General features: G+C 68.6%; 4 protein-coding genes. 3 read left to right on the forward strand and 1 reads right to left on the reverse strand.

The genetic code is table 11. The annotated features are described in order from the left end of the window. Nucleotides 1-26 precede the first annotated feature (26 nt). Together ACIY1X_RS05430 and ACIY1X_RS05435 are read left to right on the forward strand one after the other, a co-directional pair. Nucleotides 27-14,057: an Ig-like domain repeat protein gene (locus ACIY1X_RS05430; protein ID WP_399678708.1), complete on the forward strand. Its 14,031-nt coding sequence runs from the start codon at nt 27-29 to the stop codon at nt 14,055-14,057. Nucleotides 14,058-14,062: 5 nt separating this feature from the next. Next, nucleotides 14,063-14,650: a hypothetical protein gene (locus tag ACIY1X_RS05435; RefSeq protein WP_399678710.1), complete on the forward strand. Its 588-nt coding sequence runs from the start codon at nt 14,063-14,065 to the stop codon at nt 14,648-14,650. Between the two features lie 258 nt (nt 14,651-14,908). Here ACIY1X_RS05435 and ACIY1X_RS05440 read toward each other — a convergent pair whose 3' ends face one another. Beyond that, complete coding sequence (locus tag ACIY1X_RS05440; protein ID WP_399678713.1) at nt 14,909-15,295, reverse strand: helix-turn-helix domain-containing protein; 387 nt, start codon at nt 15,293-15,295, stop codon at nt 14,909-14,911. 137 nt (nt 15,296-15,432) lie between these two features. Between ACIY1X_RS05440 and ACIY1X_RS05445 the strand changes: the two genes are divergently transcribed. Beyond that, a complete protein-coding gene (locus ACIY1X_RS05445; RefSeq protein ID WP_399678716.1) occupies nt 15,433-18,579 on the forward strand; it encodes a CHC2 zinc finger domain-containing protein in 3,147 nt (1,048 codons plus the stop codon).

The following is an 18,579-nucleotide window of genomic DNA, read 5'->3' on the forward strand; positions in this document are numbered from 1 at the left end:
CCAGCTTCATGAATCCCACAGGGGACATGGTCTATCTGCCGCCGTTGGCTGCGGGCACGCACAACCTGACGGTGATCTATTCCGGCGATGCCGATCGGTCGGCGGGCTCGACCACGCTGCAACTGGTGGTGGAACCGGCGGCGTCGGAGCTGACGCTCGCATCCTCGGGGCAGCAGGCGGCTGCCGGCGCGCCGCTGACATTGCGCGCCACGGTCTCGCCCGACGGCTGGTGGAGCAATTTTTACAGCGAGCAAGGTGGTTTCAGTGGGCCGCCGTCCACGGGCACGGTCACCTTCTACAGCGATGGTGTGGCCATCGGCACGGCCGATGTGGTCGATGGCGTGGCGACGCTGACCACCAGCGGCCTGCCGCTGGGCACCAGCAGCATCACGGCCAGCTACTCGGGCGACGCCAACTATCAGAGCGCCGCCGTCCCCGACTACTGGCCCCTGACCCAGCAGGTGACGGCCAACCCGGTTACCACGTACACCGCGGCCAGCGCCGCGCCCTCGGCGCCCGTGTACGGCACGCCGGTGGTGCTCACCGCCCGGCCCACGGGCCAGGGCAACCCGCAGTCCGGAACGGTGAGCTTCTACGAGGGCGCTGTCCTGCTGGGCACGGCCAACCTGGTCAACGGCACCGCCACGCTCACGCTCAACAGCCTGGAAGTCGGCTCGCACAGCATCCAGACCGTGTACTCGGGCGATGCCAACAACGCCGCCTCCACGGGCTACGCGTACTTCACTGTCCAAAAGGCTCCCGCCCCGTTGACCAGCCAGACGCCTCCCACTATCGACGAGCACGGCACCCTGTCCGTGCAGGTCGACGGGGTCCAGCCCGGGCCCGGCGGCTTGGTCAGCTTCTATATCGGCACACGCTTGCTGGGTACGGCTCAAGTCGTCAACGGCGTCGCCACCCTCTCGGGCGTACCCTTGCCAGCAGGCACCTTCACCATCACCGCCGCCTACACGGGCGACGCGCATCATCTGGACAGTGAAGTCAGCTTCATCCAGACCATCCAGGGCGACCCCAGTACCCTCATCGTTGCCGAACTGGACAACGCGCAGGACCGCACCACGGTGCGCCTGTACGACCGAGACGGCCAACTGCAAGGCGTGCTCGACGCCGAGGGCTACCTGACCGAGTACACGTACGACGCGGCAGGGCGACTGGCGCGGACCTTGCAGTACGCAAACCGCGCGGCCAACTTCGCCGACGAAGCCACGCGCACAGCAGCGGTCGCCGTTGCCCGGGCCAGCTACAACCTCGCCGGCCTGCGCCCGTCCACCAACGGCGCGGACATCAGCACCTACAACTTCTACGACGCCCAGGACCGCCTGGTCGGCCAGGTCGACGGCGAGGGCTACCTCACCGAAACTGTCTACGATCTGCGTGGCAACGTCGCCCAGACCAGGCGCTACGCCAACAAGGCCGTCAACCCTGGCGCAGCCGGCGCCACCCTGGCGAGCATCCGCCCGAGCCTGAACGCCGCGCAAGACCAGACCGTCACCCAGATCTGGAGCGCGGCCAACTTGCTCATCAGCCGCACCAACGCCGAAGGAACCGTCACCCAGTACGCCTACGACAGTGTCGGCCACCTGGTGAAGGCCGTGGTGGCCGCCGGCACCGGCGAAGCGCGCACCAGCCGGTTCATGTACGACCTGCAAGGCCGCCTCACCGGCGAGTTGGACGGCCGCGGCACTCTGGCCGTGGGCGCCAGCACCGACCTCGGCCAGTGGCAGGCCAACGGCACCACCCACACCTACGACGCGGCCGGGCGGCGCACCAGCACCACCGATGCCAACGGCCAGCGGACCCTGTTCTTCTACGACGGCGCCGGCCGGCTGGCCTACACCGTCAACGCCCTGGGCGAGGCCACCGAGAACCGCTACAGCGCCCACGGCCAGCTCACCGAGCAGATCGTCTACGGCAGCCGCATCAACGTGGCCGCGCTGGCAGCGCTCACCCCCGGCGAGCTGGACACCAGCGCCATCGCCGCGCAACTGGCCGCCATGGCCGACGCCGCCAAGGACACCCGCGTCCAGCACGACTACACCGCGGTGGGCACCGAGGCCAGCACCACCGATGCGCTGGGCCAAGTCACTGACTACTCGTACAACGCCTTCCGCGAAGCCATCGCCAGCACCTACGCCCTGGCCAGCGGCCAGGTCGTCACCGACACCGCCGGCTACGACCGGCGCGGCCTGCGCACCGTCACCACGCGCGATGCCTCGGCCCTGGCGTTGGCCGAACGCGCCACCTACGACGCCTTCGGTCGCGTCGTCGAGCAATACGACGGCAACAACAACCGTACGCGCTTCGCTTATGACCGCCTGGGCCGCGTCGTCACCACCATCGACCCCCTGGGCGGCTACCGCTACGCCACCTACGACGCCTTCGATCGCGTGCTCACCCAGCGCGATGCGCTGGGCTACACCACCACCTACAGCTACAGCACGGCCAACCGCAGCGTCACCGTCACCACCCCCGAAGGCGTGGCCGTCACCACCGTACGCACCCGCCACGGCCAGACCCAAAGCGTCGCCGACGGGCGCGGCAACACCACCACCTACACCTACGACGCCAGCGGCAACCTGGTGCAGACCAGCCAGCCGCTGGGCGTCACGACCACGGCCGAGTACGACAAGACCAACCTGCTCATCAAGACCACCGATGCGCGCGGCATCGAGACGGTCTACGCCTACGACGCGGCCCGGCGCCTGGCCACCCGCACGCTCGACCCTGCCGGCCTGAACCTGGTCACCACCTACGCCTACGACGCCAAGGGCCAGGGCGTTGCCGTCACCGACGCGCGCGGCGTCGTCACCACCACCGACTTCGACCTGGCCGGCCAGGCCATCCGCCAGACCGTCGATCCCACGGGCCTGAACCTCCAGACCGTCTACACCTACGACGCCACCGGGCAGGTGCTCACCGTCACCGACCCCAACGGCCACCTCACCCGCTACACCTACGACGGGGCGGGGCGCCGGGTGCGCCAGCAAGTCGATCCCGACGGGCTGAACCTCACCACCGCCTACGAGTACGACGCCAACGACAACGTCACCCGCGTGATCGACGCCAATGGCAACGCCACACGTTATGCCTACGACGCAAACGACCAGCGCGTCTTCAGCGTGGACGCGATGGGCGGCGTCGCGCGCACCGAGTACGACCAGGAAGGCCGCATCGTTCGCACCACGGCCTACGCCACCCCCCTGGCCGCGGCCGACCTGGCCGCCCTGGGCGATGCGCCCGGCGTCGCCGCCATCCAGGCCAAGGTGGCGGCCAACGCCGCCGCCGACGTCACGCAGGCGCGCCGCTACGACCGCGACGGGCGATTGCGCTTCACGGTGGACGGTACCGGTGCCGTGGTCGAATACAAGTACGACAAGAACAACAACGTCATCGAGACGCGGGCCTACGCCAACCGCATCAGCCTGGCCGTTTGGAACCTGGCTGTCGATCCGCCAGTGGTGGCCGACGCCAGTCGGGATGAGCGCGTGCGCACCGTCTATGACGCGCTGGACCGCGCCGCCTGGCAGGTCGATGGCGCCGGGGGCGTCACCGGCTACGCCTACGACGCCAACGGCAACGTCATCGACCAGCGAGCCTATGCCAACGCCCTCGCCGGCGGCGCCTTCGCGAGCTGGAACGGCACCAGCGCGCCACCGGTGGCGGCCGACGCCAGCCGCGACCAGCGCGTGCGCACCGTCTACGACAACGCCAACCGGGCCGTCTGGAGCGTCGATGCCCTGGGCGGCGTCAGCAGCGCCGCCTACGACGCCGTGGGCAACGTCATTGACCGGCGCAGCTACGCCACCGCGCTGGATGCGGCCAGCCTGGCCGCCTGGGACGGCGCCACGCCGCCGCCGGCCGTGGCCGACGACGCGCGCGACGCCCACGTGCGCCAGGTCTTCGATGCGGCCAGCCGCCTGACCTGGAGCGTGGACGGCACCGGCGCCGTCACGCGGCTGGCCTACGACGCCAACGGCAACGTCATCCGGCGCCAGCAGTACGCCGGCGCCATCGCGCCCGGGGCCGATCCGTGGACCGCTGTCGCCAGCGACGATGACCGCGCCGTCGACTACCTGTACGACGCCGCTGGCCGGATGGCCTACCAGCTGCGCTGGACCAACAGCTCCGACCTCATGTCCGGCGTGGGTCCCATGCGCGAGGTCACGTCCTACGCCTACGACGGCGTGGGCCGCCTGGTGCGCCAGACCCAGCATGCCTGGCCCCTGATGAGCTATGTGGGCGGGGACATCGACGCCGTCTTCGGCAACCTCAGCGTCGCCCCCGGCCTGGACCGCAGCAGCTTCATGGTCTACGACGCCGCCGGGCGGCTGGCCTGGAGCGTCGATGGCGTGGGCGCCGTCACCCAGAACCGCTACGACGGCACCGGCACCCTGACCGGCACCATCCAGTACGCCAACCCCGTGGACGTGCTGGACTGGTCCGGCGTGGCGAACGGCTACGACATCCCGCCGCTGGACGCGCCGCAGCTGCAGGGCATGCTCCTGCCCGACGCCAGCCGCGACCGCGTCACCGCCATGGCGCACGACACGGCCGGACGCACCACCTTCACCGTGGACGCCCTGGGCGGCGTCAGCCGCACGGTCTACGACGCCTTCGGCAACGTCACCCTGCAAGCCGGCTACGCCAACCGCATCGCGGCGCCGACGGACGCCAGCGTCTACACCGACGCTGGCCTGCGGGCCAGCATCGTGGCCGATGCCAGTGCGGACCGTGTCCAGCGCTTGGCCTGGGACCAGGCAGGCCGCCAGGTCTTCTCGGTCGACGCCCTGGGCGCCGCCGTCGAGACCAGCTACGACGGCCTGGGCCAGGCCGTGCAGACCCGCCGGTACGCCCGCGCCATCGGCACCGACGGCCTGAGCCCCACGGCCAGCGTGGCCGACATCCGCGCGCGCGTGGTGGCCGACGCCGCCAGCGACCGCATCGACCGGCACGCCTACGACGCCGCCGGCCGCGAGGTCTACGGCGTCGATGCCTACGGCTACGTCACCGCCAGCACGTACGACGCGCTGGGCCAGCGCACCGGCACCACCCTGCATGCCCTGGCCATCCCGGCGGCCACCGCCAACAGCGCCAGCGCCATCGGCGCGGCCATCGTGGCCGATGCGGCCGACCGCACCACCACCCACGCCTACGACGCCGCAGGCCGGGTGCTCGCCACCACCGACGCCCTGGGCTTCACCGAATCGTGGAGCTACGACGCGCTGGGCAACAAGAGCGCCTACACCAACGCCAACGGCGCCACCTGGACCTACGGCTACGACCGCACCGGCCGCATGCTCTGGGAGTCCAGCCCCGCGGTGGAGATCACCGACGTGTGGCCCGACGGCCAGGGACGCCTGCAGACACAGACCTACACCGGCAGCGTCGTCACGCAGATGGTGTACGACGCCTTCGGCAACCTGCGCCAGCGCATCGAGCAGCAGGCGCACGCAGACCAGCGCATCACCGAGTACGCCTACGACCAGCTCGGCCGCCAGGTCATGGTGATCTACCCGGCCACCCAGGTCGACACCGGGCAGGATCCATCCAGCGGCCAGCGCACCGACACCTGGCAGAGCAAGGTCGTCGCGACCCACTACGACGCCCTGGGCAACGCCGTCGTGAACGACGAATTCGCCCGGGACCAGGCCACCGGCGCCTACGTGTATGACGACCGGCGCCTGACCTACAAGACCTACGACCGGCTCGGCCGCGTGGCCTACGAGGTCGATGCCGAGGGCCACGTCACCGGCTACGAGCGCAACACCTTCGGCGACGCCACCGTGCTCACCCGCCACGGCCAGGCCATCGCGCTGCCGGCCCAGCCGCAGTGGCCCCAAGACCCCGTGGCGCCGACCACCGCGCAGGTGGGTGCGGCCACGGCGAGCCTGGACCACGGTGCCGACCGTGTCCTGCACACCACCTTCGACCGCCTGGGCCGTGCCATCGAGGTCAAGGAGCCGCAGGCCTTCGTCTACGACAGCAGCCTGGGCGTGGGCAACGCCGGCAGCACCCAGGGCAAGACCACCCGCAACACCTACGACACCTTCGGCGACCTCGTGCAGGTGGCGCGCCTGAAGGGCGCCGGCACCTGGGTGCTGGACACCCGCTACTTCGACAGGCGCGGCCAGCAGGTGGCCAGCGTCGATGCGCTGGGCCACCTCACCGCCCGGAACTACGACGCCGCCGGCAACCTGGTCGAGCACGTCGAGTACGCCAACGCCCTGGCCGGCTGGGCCGGCACCGGCAGCCTGGCCGGCTGGAGCGGCCTGGTCAACGCCGCCGCCGGCACGGCCCCCGCCCCGGGGGCCCCGGCACCGGAAGACCGGCGCACCAGCTACGGCTACGACCTGCTGAACCGCAAGACCAGCGAGACCCGCGTCGACGTGGAGTTCAGCACCGCCAGCAACGGCACCAGCCAGCGCGGCAACCTCACCACCACCTACGGCTACGACGCCGTGGGCAACCTCACCCGCACCACCGCCCCGCTGGGCGCCAGCACCTACAGCTGGTACGACGCGCTGGGGCGCGTGGTGGCCGTGGCCGGGCCCGAGGTCTATGACGTCGGGCTGGAGATCGGCCGCACCCCTCTGACCGTCTACCGCCACGATGCCTACGGCAACGTCGTGGCGACGACGGAATACGTCAACGGCGCGGCATGGGATGGCGTGCCGCTGCCCTGGGCCGCGGCGCCCAACCCGATGCCCGAGACGGTGGCCGTGCCCAACCCCGAGATCGCCACCCTGGCGGGCCTGGGCTACGTGCAGGAAACCTCGCCCGGCTACATCTCGGCCGACGCCTTCCCCGGCAGCAAGCCGATCTATCGGCTGTATTCGAACAATCCGCTGGTGCCGGTGCACTTCTACACCGACAGCGCCGCCGAGCGCGATGCGCTGGTGGCCACCGGCATCTGGCGCAGCGAAGGGGTGGCCGGCCACCTCGCGGCGGCACAGGCGCCCGGCACGGTGCCGCTGTACAAGATCCAGATCGCCAGCGCCTGGTCGTGGAGCGGCCTGTCCGCCTACTACGTCTACACCAGCGATGAGACGGAGCGCCAGCAACTGCTGTCGCAGCCCGGCGCCGTGGACTGGGGCGCCATGGGCTACGTGGCGACCCAGCCCGGCGAGGCCATGCACACGCAACTGGCGCGCTACTACAACCCCGCCACCAGCGACCACTTCTACACCCCCGCCACCATCGACCTGCCGCCCGACCCCGAGCGCGACGCCGACCTGTACGCCAGCACCGACCGCACCACCCTGGCCATGTACGACGCCAACGGCAACGTCGTGCAGAGCACCGACGCCATGGGCGTGCAGCACCTGAGTTCGTACACCGTGCACGGCCAGCTCGCGCGCGAGTGGCAGAGCGTCACCGGCAACGACGGCGGCACGAGCACCGGCACCAGCGTCCTGTGGCGCGCCTACGACTACGACAGGCTCGGCCAGCAGACCCACGTGTACGAGCCCGGCACCGCCACCGACAACGCCAGCTTCGTGGGCGGGGCCGCCACGGCACCCGGTGTCTACAGCGCCCGGCCGGGCGCCAGCGTGCAGCAGGGCAGCTTCGGCCCCTACCCCGACAGCGAGCCCGGTACGCCCGACCCCGGCGGCGAACCGCCCGCCCAGACCTACGGCAAGCTCACCCTGGGCAACCTCGTCAACCTGCTGGCCGGCGCCGGCGCCTTCCAGGTCGAGTTCGACTACCTCACCCCCGACTACGAGGTCACCACCCCCGGCGACGAGAACAACCCGCCCACCACCACGAGCGGGCACGGCAGCTACACCCACGTCAGCCCGCTGCAGCCCGCCTCGGCCGCCGGCATGCCGGTGGACTTCGTGCCGGCGCACCCGCTGGGCAGCGTGCAGCAGATCCGCATCTACAGCGTGGCCGCCGGCGGCGCGCGCACCCTGGTGTGGAGCGGCAGCGTCGAGCAGGCCGACGGCCAGACCACCCTGGACCTGGGCAACAACGCCGGCGCCGCGCCCGTGGACACGGCCCTGGCCTACAACGCCTTCGGCGAGCTGGTGGGGCGCAGCGTCAACGGCCAGGCCGTCGAATACTTCGACTATGACAACGCCGGGCGGCTGTGGCGCACCAATGCCGGCGACGGCGTGGACCGCGTGGCGCTGTACGACGCGCTGGGCAACCAGACCGCGCAGATCGGCAGCGCCGGCGCAGGGCGCGCAGACATGAACCTGCGCCATGTGGGCGACGCCGCCCAGGTGGCCGGCTTCAAAGACGTGCGCCGCACCGACACCACCTACGACCTGCTCGGGCGCGTCGTCAGCCAGGCCGGCCCCGAGCGGCTGGAAACCCAGGGCGGCGCGGGCGTGCGCACCGACGCGCTGGCGGGCGGCATCGCCTCCAGGGCCAGCCACGACGGCCAGGGCTGGAGCGGCATCAACACCGTCAACCTGAGCTGGAACATGACGAGCGGCCTGGGCAGCGGCGACGTGCTCGTGCGCGTGATCTACGCCAGCATCGACGAAAACGGCAACCCGGGCCCCGAGCGCGTCGTCACCCGCATCTTCAACGCCACGCAGGCCCAGGGCGGCGCCAGCATCAGCTGGAACACCAACGACGCCCAGCAACAGGACCGCTTGGGCAGCATCACCCGCATCGAAGTCCACAAGAAGGACGTCAACGCCAACTGGGTGCAGCTGGCCAGCCAGGGCTTCGGCGACGTGGGCCAGGCCCTTCTCGTGGATGCGCCCGACAACCCGCAGTCCACCACCGTGGTGCAGTACCGCGTGGCAGGCAGCGGCGGCACCTGGGCGCAGCTGCCCGCCGTCCACTTCGGCGAGCAACTGCGCGCCGACCTGGGCGGCCTGCCCCTGGGCACCTATGAATACCAGGCCGTCACCACGACGGTCGGCCAGGCGCCGGTGACGGCAGCCGCCGGCACCTTCAGCATCACCCCCAAGCCGCTGGCCGGCTTCACCGTGGACGGCGTCGACCCCGGCAGCCAGACCCTGCAATGGCAAGGCCCCGGCGCCGGCGACAGCCAGGTCATCCGCGTGCGCACCGGCGGCGGCGCCTGGGTGCAGCTGCCCATCGTGCGCGACGGCGGCGACTACAGCCGTGTCGACCTGTCCGGCCTGGGCGCGGGCACCTACGAATACGAAATCCTGTGGACCCGCCCCGGTGAGAGCGGCCCCTACGCCCACGCCAGCGGCCAGTTCACCAAGGTGGCCGGCGTGCCCGGCACCCCCGAGGTGCCGCCCAGCGGGCTGCCGCACATCGGCGGCATCGCGCTGGAAACGCGCACCGAGACCCAGACCCTGGGCACCGACGAGTCGGGCAACCCCATCACCGCCACCCGCCAGGTGACGGTGATGAAGCTGCCGCCGCCGCCCGCGGGCCAGGTCTCGGCGCTGCTCCTGCACATCAAGGGCGACGGCGCGCCGCTCGTGCCCATGATCATCACCGCGCGAGCGGACGGCTGGTGGGAGTTCAACCTCACCGACAGCGGCTGGATGCCCTTCGTGGGCGTGTACGAGTACGCCTACGGCTACTCCCCCGGGCTGGGCCAGCCGGCCGTGGCCCACGCCATCGGCGACCTGGGCAAGGGCCTGGCCAGCCCCGGGCCGGGCTACACCTTCAGCCTCGCCGACACCACGCCCCCGTACGTGCCCGGCACCCCCGCCACCCCCGGCACCCCCGCGCAGTACGCCTGGAGCGCCACCGACGCCGGCCCCTACGCCATCAGCCAGGACCCGCTGCTGGGCGGGCGGGCCATCAGCCTGGCGGCCGGCCTGAACGGCCTGAACGCCTGGCAGCGCCCGGTGGTCAACCAGAACGTGGACCGCTGGGGCAACGTGGTGGCCATCAGCGACCCGCGCTCGGCCGGCTGGGTCACCACCTACCGCTACAACGCCAACGACCAGATCGTCGAGCAGCGCCAGCCGGACGCCGACGGCAACGCCGGCGCCGCCTCGCCGGTCACCCGGCTGTACTACGACGCCATGGGCCGCCAGGTCGCCGTGCGCGATGCCAACGGCCACGTCAACGGCCAGGCGTGGGATGCGGGCGGCCACCTCGTCCGGGAGCTGCACGCCGACGGCGGCGTCATCAGCCATGCGTACGACGCCTTCGGCAACCGCACCCTCAGCATCGACGCGCTGGGCCACGGCACCTGGTACACCCACGACAAGCTGGACCGCTTGGTCAAGACCACCCGCGCGGCCGTGGACATCTGGGGCTGGCCCACGCCGCAGCTGCCGCTGGCGCCCTCGGCGCTCATCGGGCACGGCCAGACCGTGGAAACCCAGCGCTTCGACGAAGCCGGACGGCTGCGCTCGCAGACCAACGGCGCGGGCGAGACCATCCGATATGAGTACGACCTGCGCGGCAACCTGGTCAAGACCACGCTGCCCATGGGGCAGGAGACGGTGGCCGGCTACGACGCGCTGAACCGCAAGACCATCGAGATGGACGCCAACGGCGCGGTGGCGGCATGGCGTTACGACGCCTTCGGGCGCCTCGCGGGCCACACCGACCTCGGCGGTGCCGAGTACAGCTACACCTACGACAACGCCCGCCAACTCGTGGCCCAGAGCAACACCCGCGGCCAGAACCAGGCCTACGGCTACGACGCGGCCGGCCAGCTCACCGGCATCGCCGACATCGCCATCGGCCAGACCACCAGCTACAGGTACGACCTGTCGGGCCGGCGCATCCGAGAGACGACGGTGCAGGGCGGGGTGGTGTACCAGGACAACCACATCGCCTACGACGCGCTGGGGCGCATGCGCTGGGTGGGCGACAGCCGGGTGACCCTCACCATCGACTACGACGCGGTGGGCAACCGTACGCGCATCGCGACGCACGTGAACGACGCCGATGCCGGGGCGCAGCCGGACACCGAGCGCTTCTATGCCTACGACGCGATGAACCGCCAGGTGCTGGTGGATTCGGCCACGGCCGACGGAAGCGTGCTCGGGGATGACGGGCACCTGCTGACCTACGATCTGAACGGCAACCGCACCAGCGACACACGCGACGGCCCGCACCTGGCGCAGGTCAACGGCCAGTGGGTGGCCGTGGGCGGCCAGAGCACCGAGACCTACGGCTACGACGCGCAGGGCCGGCTGGTGAGCACCGTGCGCGACGGCGTGCTGGTCGATGCGCGCGGCTACGACCAGGCCGGGCGGCTGATCAACAGCAGCCCCGGGGGCCTGCCCGAAGGCTACGCCGCGGCCCACAGCCAGGCCCAGGGCGTCACGGGCCTGGACCCGCTGGCCTGGCGCCAGAGCCGCTACGACGCCAACGGGCGCGTGGTCTGGCAAACGGCGCTGACCTTCCTGAACCCGCTGACCACCCCGGGCGGGCAGAGCTACACCGGCACTGCCTACGAGTACGACGCGGCGGGCAACGTCACGGCCAGCACGCAGGCCGACGTGGGCGGCGGGGCGCTGACGCGCACCGTCAACACCATCGAGCGGGCAGAGGGCTACCGCCAGGCGATGAGCCAGACCGTCAGCGCGGTGGTCGCCGGCGGCGGCGGGGGCGCCTCGCTGGGAGGGGTGGGCTACGCCCATGACGTCAACGGGCACCTCACCCACGTGGGCGATGCGGGCGACATGAGCGTCACGCGCAGCCACTTCTTCGTCAACGACGTCAACGGCACGGCGCTGTACGGGTATTACGGGGATCCGGCCAACCCGCAGCAGGGGCAAAGGCAGTTGGTGGTCAATGGCGAGGTGCTGGGGCGCTACGGCTGGGTGCCCGACGAGCGGTATGCGGGGCTGGACTTCCCGGTGCCCGGCTTCACGCCCTTCAAGCAGACGGCCGAGTTCGGCTTCGGCTACCAGCCGATCAACGGAAACTACCCGAGCGGTAGCCCGGGCAGCTACGCGGTGGGCGAGGGCGACACCCTGCAGGGGATCGCCAAGGGGGCGTACGGGGACAGCAGCCTGTGGTACCTGATCGCGGATGCGAACGGCCTCACAGGCAACGCGGACCTGCGGGTGGGGCAGGTGCTGACGATCCCGGTGCACGTATCAAGCGCCAATAACAGCGGCAGCTTCCAGCCGTACGACCCGAGCAGGATCATCCAGGACAACGGGCCGACGATGATGGCGCTGCCCAGCGACCAGGGGGGTGGCTGCGGGGGCGTGGGGCAGGTCATCGTGGCGGTGGTGGCCGTCGTGGTGGCGGCCTTCACGCAGCAGTGGTATCTGGTGAACGTCTCGGGCATCAGCGGAGGCATTGCCGGCGCGGTCAGCGCGGGTGCTTATGGTTCGCTTGCCGTATCAGGCGCAGTGGCTGGAGCGGCTGGGTCTGTTGCCAGCCAGGGCGTGGGCATGGCCATTGGCACGCAGGATTCCTTCAGCTGGGAGGGCGTGGCGATGGGGGCCATCGGTGGCGCGGTCGGTGGTGCGCTGGCCGGCTCGGGCGTGTTGCCCAACACAGGCAGCACCTTCGCCAATGCCGCCATCCGTGGTGCGGTGGGCAACACCATCACCCAGGGCATTGCCGTAGCCACTGGTTTGCAAAGCAAGTTCGACTGGAAGGGTGTGGCTGCCAGCGCGCTGGGCGCGGGAGTGGGCCAGGGGCTGAACGCGGCGATGGGCTACTACCCCGGCCAGCCCGGCGTGCAGTTCGACCTGGGCAGGAGCCTGGTGTCCGGGCTGGGCGGGGCCATCGTGGCGAACGTGGCGCGCGGAGGCAAGATCAGCGCGGCGAACATCGCGGCCGACGCCTTTGGCAATGCATTGGGCGAGTCCCTGGCAGGGGCGATGGGGCAGAAATCCAACACTGCCGTTGCCGACGCCGATCCGCTGGGCGACTTCATTAAGCAGAACGGTTGGGCCAGCACGGCGAGTTCTTATGACGAATTGCAAGCAGCGAAACCTGGCCAACGGCGTAGTGCTGCTACCTCGTCGTCAGCCTCAACTTCAGTCTCAAGGCCTGTCGACGACACCAATCCATTCAGATTGGCAGCTGGCGTACAACGCGTGGTTGATGACGGTGACGGCACGGTCTACGACATTGATGCGAATAACAACGTTAAAGTCGTGATCGATGGGGCGCCTGCACCAGCCGCGGGTCCGGGTCAGCGGATACAGCTCAACCCCTACCAGCTGACGCCCGGAGCTTCTCGCGTCGTGGACGGCTCTGGCAATGTTTATGACGTGCTGCAAGACGGTACTGTCAGAAGTGTCATTGACGGCAGTTCGCAAACCAAGTCAGAGTCGGCGTGGCGAACAGTTATTCGCCCGGACGGATTCGACTACGGCTATGTTCAAACAGAGGCAGATGGCATCGATATCAATAAGGTACGAACGACGCCAGGCGCCGTGCGTACCTCAGATGATTTCGGCAACGTTCAAGATGTTCTACCCAACGGTAAAACGCGCATGATCGTTTCAGTCGATTCGCCGCTTCCGATTAGCCAGCAGCTCATCATCAATCAGAGCCTGCAGAACTCACTCACCAATATGCAGGATCGAGGTGCAGAAATCAGGAGCTGGAACAACGAAACGGCAAAGATGGCGTTTTACAACGCCTTCGGCACCACTGAGACAGAGGCTCGCTCCGTGGTTCTGCAGCGCATCGAAGGGAACATTGCGTCCAATCAGTCGATTGACATCAGTAACTTCCAATATGCGAGCAGAAATGCCAACCCAGGTTGGACTGATGCCGACTACAACGGAATTGGGGCGTACGTTCGCCGAAACGACCCGTCCAATACCATCTATGTGGGGCCATCTCTAGGGAGAGGTGATATTGCTCAAGTACTGACTCATGAGACATCCCACTGGAACGGCACTGGTCCTGTCATCCCGGGTTCAAACCCGCGCATTACGGGGACAGTGGACGGCTATGTAGATCCAAAGACAGGCCGAATTGCGGTGGATGCCACTGGAAAAGAGATCGTCACGTATGGCGTGGCTGACGTTCGTTCGCTAGCGCCGAATGTGGCGCTGTACCACGCCGACACCTTTGGGTTTTATGTATCGGATCTGATTCGTCCTAGGACACCGAGTTACGGCGACTACATTGGTGCCCAAGGCAACGGTGCAAAGAGGTAGGCGCCATGAAAAAAATCCATTTGCAAGTTGCCCTGATATCCAGCCTACCGCTGCTTGGCGCTTGTGCACCACTGGCTACTAGCATCGCTGAATCGCACACGTCCACACAAACCTCACCTCGCGCAGTCGCTCTCATGAAAACCTCTGTCACCGTCGAAGTCGATGGCGCCAATGTCGTCGTGCATACCCGATATGAAAATGTGACGGATCAGCCGATCCTCATCAAACGAGGGACGTGGGGCATCAGTCGTGAAAACGCAGGCGTCGTCAATGGCGCAGAGGAAGAGTTCGCTATTAACGAAAAGCCTAGTGGGATTGGCCTTCAATTTAACGGCTTGATCGTGCATCGGGTGGCTCCGTGGGGACGAGCCGACTTCACGCCGATCAAACCTGGAGAGGTGGGTACGTCGTCCGTTCGACTTGGTCCTCTTGAACAAGAGCCGTTGAAAGGTCTGTATTTGTACGAGTTTCTGCCTGGCACGCATGAGTATGAAATCAGAAGGCGATATATGCTCTTTGACGAAAATCTGGGTACCTTCCAAGGTTGGTGGACAGAGCCAGTAACCTTTACGTTTACACGGCCTCCGGGATGACCAAATAGCAGAGGCTGCAGCGCAATTCCTCGTGCGTGTACATCGCTCGATCTTTAGCTACTAAAAAATAAAAAGCCCTCACCGCCCCGGGGAGTCGGGGGTCGGAGTCGGGGGTCAGGTCTCGACTTTTGCCCCCTGGTCTTCGCGCGCGCGGCCTTTGTTAGCTGCTGAGGCTTAAAACAACAAAAAGCCCTCACCACCCCAGCCGCTTGGCTGAGGGTCGTGAGGGCTTGTTCTTGGCTGGCCGCTGAGGTGTACTCAGCCCTTGGCGAGCACCGTCTCCAGCATCTCAGTGACGAACCGCTGCCTGGCCTTGGGCAGCTGGGCGATCGCCTCCATCTGCTGCTGCCACTTGGGCGAGCGCCCGCGCTTGCCTGGTGTGGAGCTGACCGGCTGGCCGATCAGCTCATCGACCGACAACCCAAAAATCTGCGCCAGCGTGGGCAGCATCGAGGCGGCGATGCGCAGCTTGGCGCCCTCGTAGTGCGCCAGCGTCTGCTGGGCGATGCCGAGCTGCTCGGCCAGTTGCTGCTGCGTCATCCCTTGGGCCTTGCGCAGCAGCGCCACCTTCTGGCCCAGCGCCACGAAAAACTCCTTGTCGTCACCCGACATGCGATCGATCCAGTGCCATGCGATGTGGGTCATGCTATGTCCTAAAAATCGGGGAATAGAGTTGATAACTCGATAATAGAGTACATTGGCGTCGTTAAATTTTTCTACGGCCCGATCCGATGGCATGCCCCCATGCTGCGCTCGGGAATGACCCAGGAAGGACGCCCGCCATGCCCCGCATCCCCGAAGCAGACCTGCAGCGGCTGAAGGAAGAAGTCAGCGTGCAGCGACTGGTCGAAGCCTCGGGCGTGGAACTCAAGAAAGGCGGCAAGGACTGGCTGGGCCGCTGCCCCTTCCACGCCGACGACACCGCGTCGCTAGTGGTCACGCCGGCCAAGAACCTGTGGCACTGCTTCGGCTGCCAGATCGGGGGCGGCCCCATCGACTGGGTGATCAAGAGCCGTGGCGTGAGCTTCCGGCACGCGGTGGAGTTGCTCAAGGCCGACATGACCACCGGCAGCGGTGTTCCTTCCTCAGCCGCTGATGCTGGGCCCGCCAAGCGCAGCACGGTGCGCACCTTGCCGGCGCCGGTGGCCCTGGATGCCGACGACCGTGCCCTCTTGGCGCAGACCATCGACTATTACCACCAGCGCCTGAAGGACACCCCCGAGGCGCTGGCCTACCTCGAAGCCCGTGGCCTGGACCATCCTGAGCTGGTGGACACCTTCCGCCTGGGCGTGGCCGACCGAACGCTGGGCCTGCGCCTGCCCGAGAAAAACCGCAAGGACGGCACGGCCTTGCGCTCCCGCCTGCAGGCCATCGGCATCCTGCGCGAGAGTGGCCACGAGCACTTCAACGGCTCCCTGGTGATCCCCGTGTTCGATGCCGCTGGCAACGTGGCCGAGGTCTACGGCCGCAAGCTGCGCGACGACCTGCGCCCCGGCACGCCCAAGCACCTGTACCTGCCGGGACCGCACGCCGGTGTGTTCAACCTGGCGGGCGTGATCGCCGCTGGTGTGCGGCCCGAGGGTGATCGCGAGGTGATCCTGTGCGAAGCGCTGATCGACGCCATGACCTTCTGGTGCGCCGGCTTCCGGCAGGTGACCAGCAGCTACGGCGTGGAGGGCTTCACCGCCGACATCCTCCATGCCTTCAAGTCCAACGCCATCGAGCGCGTGCTGATCGCCTACGACCGGGACGAGGCGGGCGACCGCGCGGCCGACAGGCTGGCCCAGCAGCTGATCGGCGAAGGCTTGGAGGTGCTGCGCGTGGTGTTCCCCAAGGGCATGGATGCGAACGAGTACGCCAGAAAGATGACACCGGCCGACAAGGCGCTCGGGCTGGTGCTGCGGCAGGCCCGGTGGATCGGCAGCGGACGGCCGGCACCCGAGCCAGCGCCGGCGACCGAAGCTGGCCAGGCGCTTCCTTCCTCAGCCGCTGCCCCTGCGGTTCTTGAGAAAAAAGTGCCTGCAGCGCCCGTCCCGCCTGCGCAAGCAGCTATCGATTCCATAGCAATCGAGCCTGCTGGTGGGCCTACTGGCGCTTGTGCTGACGCGCTTCCCGACGCGGCGCCCGACGAACTGCGTGTGCCCACGGGCGCATGCGAATGGCGCATCCGGGGGTGGAAGAAGAACCCCAGCCCGGAGGCCATGCGCGTGAACCTGCTGGTACGCCGTGTGGGCGCGGCCGAGCCCGGCGCCGACGCCCATGCCGGCGATGCTGCCGGCTACCACATGGACACCCTGGACCTGTACGCCGCGCGTGCGCGTGGGGCCTTCGTGCGCCAGGCCGCGATCGAGCTGGGCCTGGGCGAGGAGGGCGTCAAGCGCGAACTGGGCGCCGTGCTCCTCAAACTCGAAACCCTTCAAGACCAGTGGCTGGCCGCCCAGCGTGGCGAGCGCGCCGGCGCCGTGCCAGTCCTCTCTGCCGACGACGAAACGCAGGCCCTGGCCCTGCTGCGCGACCCTCACCTGCCCGCGCGCATCGTGGCCGACCTGCAGTCCCTGGGCGTGGTGGGCGAAGAAACCAACCTCCTGGCCGCCTACCTCGCGGCCCTGAGCCGCAAGCTCGATGCGCCCCTGGCGGTGCTCATCCAGTCCACCAGCGCGGCCGGCAAGAGCAGCCTGATGGATGCCGTGCTCAACCTCGTTCCCCCCGAGGAGCGCATCCGCTACTCGGCCATGACGGGCCAGAGCCTGTACTACCTGGGCGAGAACAACCTGAGCCACAAGATCCTCGCCATCAGCGAGGAAGAGGGCGTGCGGCAAGCGGCCTATGCCCTGAAGCTGTTGCAGTCCGAGGGCGAGCTGACCATGGCCAGCACCGCCAAGGACGAGGCCACGGGCCACCTGATGACGCGCCAGTACACCGTCCGTGGCCCGGTGATGCTGATGCTCACCACCACGGCCATCGACGTGGACGAGGAACTCCTGAACCGCTGCCTGGTGCTCAGCGTGGACGAGAGCCGCGCACAGACCGCCGCCATCCACGCCCGCCAGCGCCAGCGCCAGACCCTGGCGGGCCTGCTCGAAGGGGCCAACCGTGAAGCCACCCAGGCGCTGCACCACAACGCCCAGCGCCTCTTGGCCTCGGTGGCCGTGGTCAACCCGTGGGCGGACCGCCTGACCTTCCTCAGTGACAAGACGCGCACGCGGCGCGACCACATGAAGTACCTCACCTTGATCCGTGCCATTGCCTTGCTGCACCAGCACCAGCGCGAGGTGAAGGCGGTGGAGCACGCCGGGCGCACCTTGCGCTACATCGAGGTGAGCAAAGCCGACATCGCCCTGGCCAACCGGATCGCGCACGAGGTGCTGGGTCGCACCCTGGACGAGCTGCCGCCGCAGACGCGGCGCCTGTTGGTGCTGCTGCGCGACTGGGTGGCCCGCCAGTGCGCCGAGCGCCGGCTCGCGCGCGCCGATGTGCGCTTCACGCGGCGCGAGCTGCGGGACGCCACCGCCTGGGGCGACACCCAGCTGAAGGTCCACCTCGCGCGCCTGGTCGAGCTGGAGCACGTGCTGGTGCACCGGCGCGGCACGCAGCACGCGTACGAGCTGGTCTACGACGCCAGCCAGGACGACGAAGACATGAGCCACCTCAACGGCCTGCTGGACGTGCGCGAACTCGATGAAACCCACGACGGCCCGCATGGCTACGACGCTGACCGGTCGGGGTTGAACGGCCATCGGTCGGGGGCCGGTCGGCCCGTGGTCGGTGCCCGGTCGGGCGGTGGTCGGGGTGAGGTGGATGAGGCGTTTGCGCTGCATCCATGCGGCCTGCAGGGCGAAAACCCTCCACAAGCCGCACCCATGCTGCGCAACGCCTTAAAAAGCACTTCTTCCTTAGCCGCTGTCGCAGTCGCAGCCACAGCCGCCTGA

The sequence above is a fragment of the Xenophilus sp. genome, from assembly GCF_044462705.1.
GTDB lineage: Bacteria > Pseudomonadota > Gammaproteobacteria > Burkholderiales > Burkholderiaceae_C > Xenophilus > Xenophilus azovorans.

Coding starts and splice junctions, on each gene's coding strand:
- ACIY1X_RS05430 (WP_399678708.1), top strand. CDS start 27: ATGGTCTATCTGCCGCCGTTGGCTGCGGGCACGCACAACCTGACGGTG.
- ACIY1X_RS05435 (WP_399678710.1), top strand. CDS start 14,063: ATGAAAAAAATCCATTTGCAAGTTGCCCTGATATCCAGCCTACCGCTG.
- ACIY1X_RS05440 (WP_399678713.1), bottom strand. CDS start 15,295: ATGACCCACATCGCATGGCACTGGATCGATCGCATGTCGGGTGACGAC.
- ACIY1X_RS05445 (WP_399678716.1), top strand. CDS start 15,433: ATGCCCCGCATCCCCGAAGCAGACCTGCAGCGGCTGAAGGAAGAAGTC.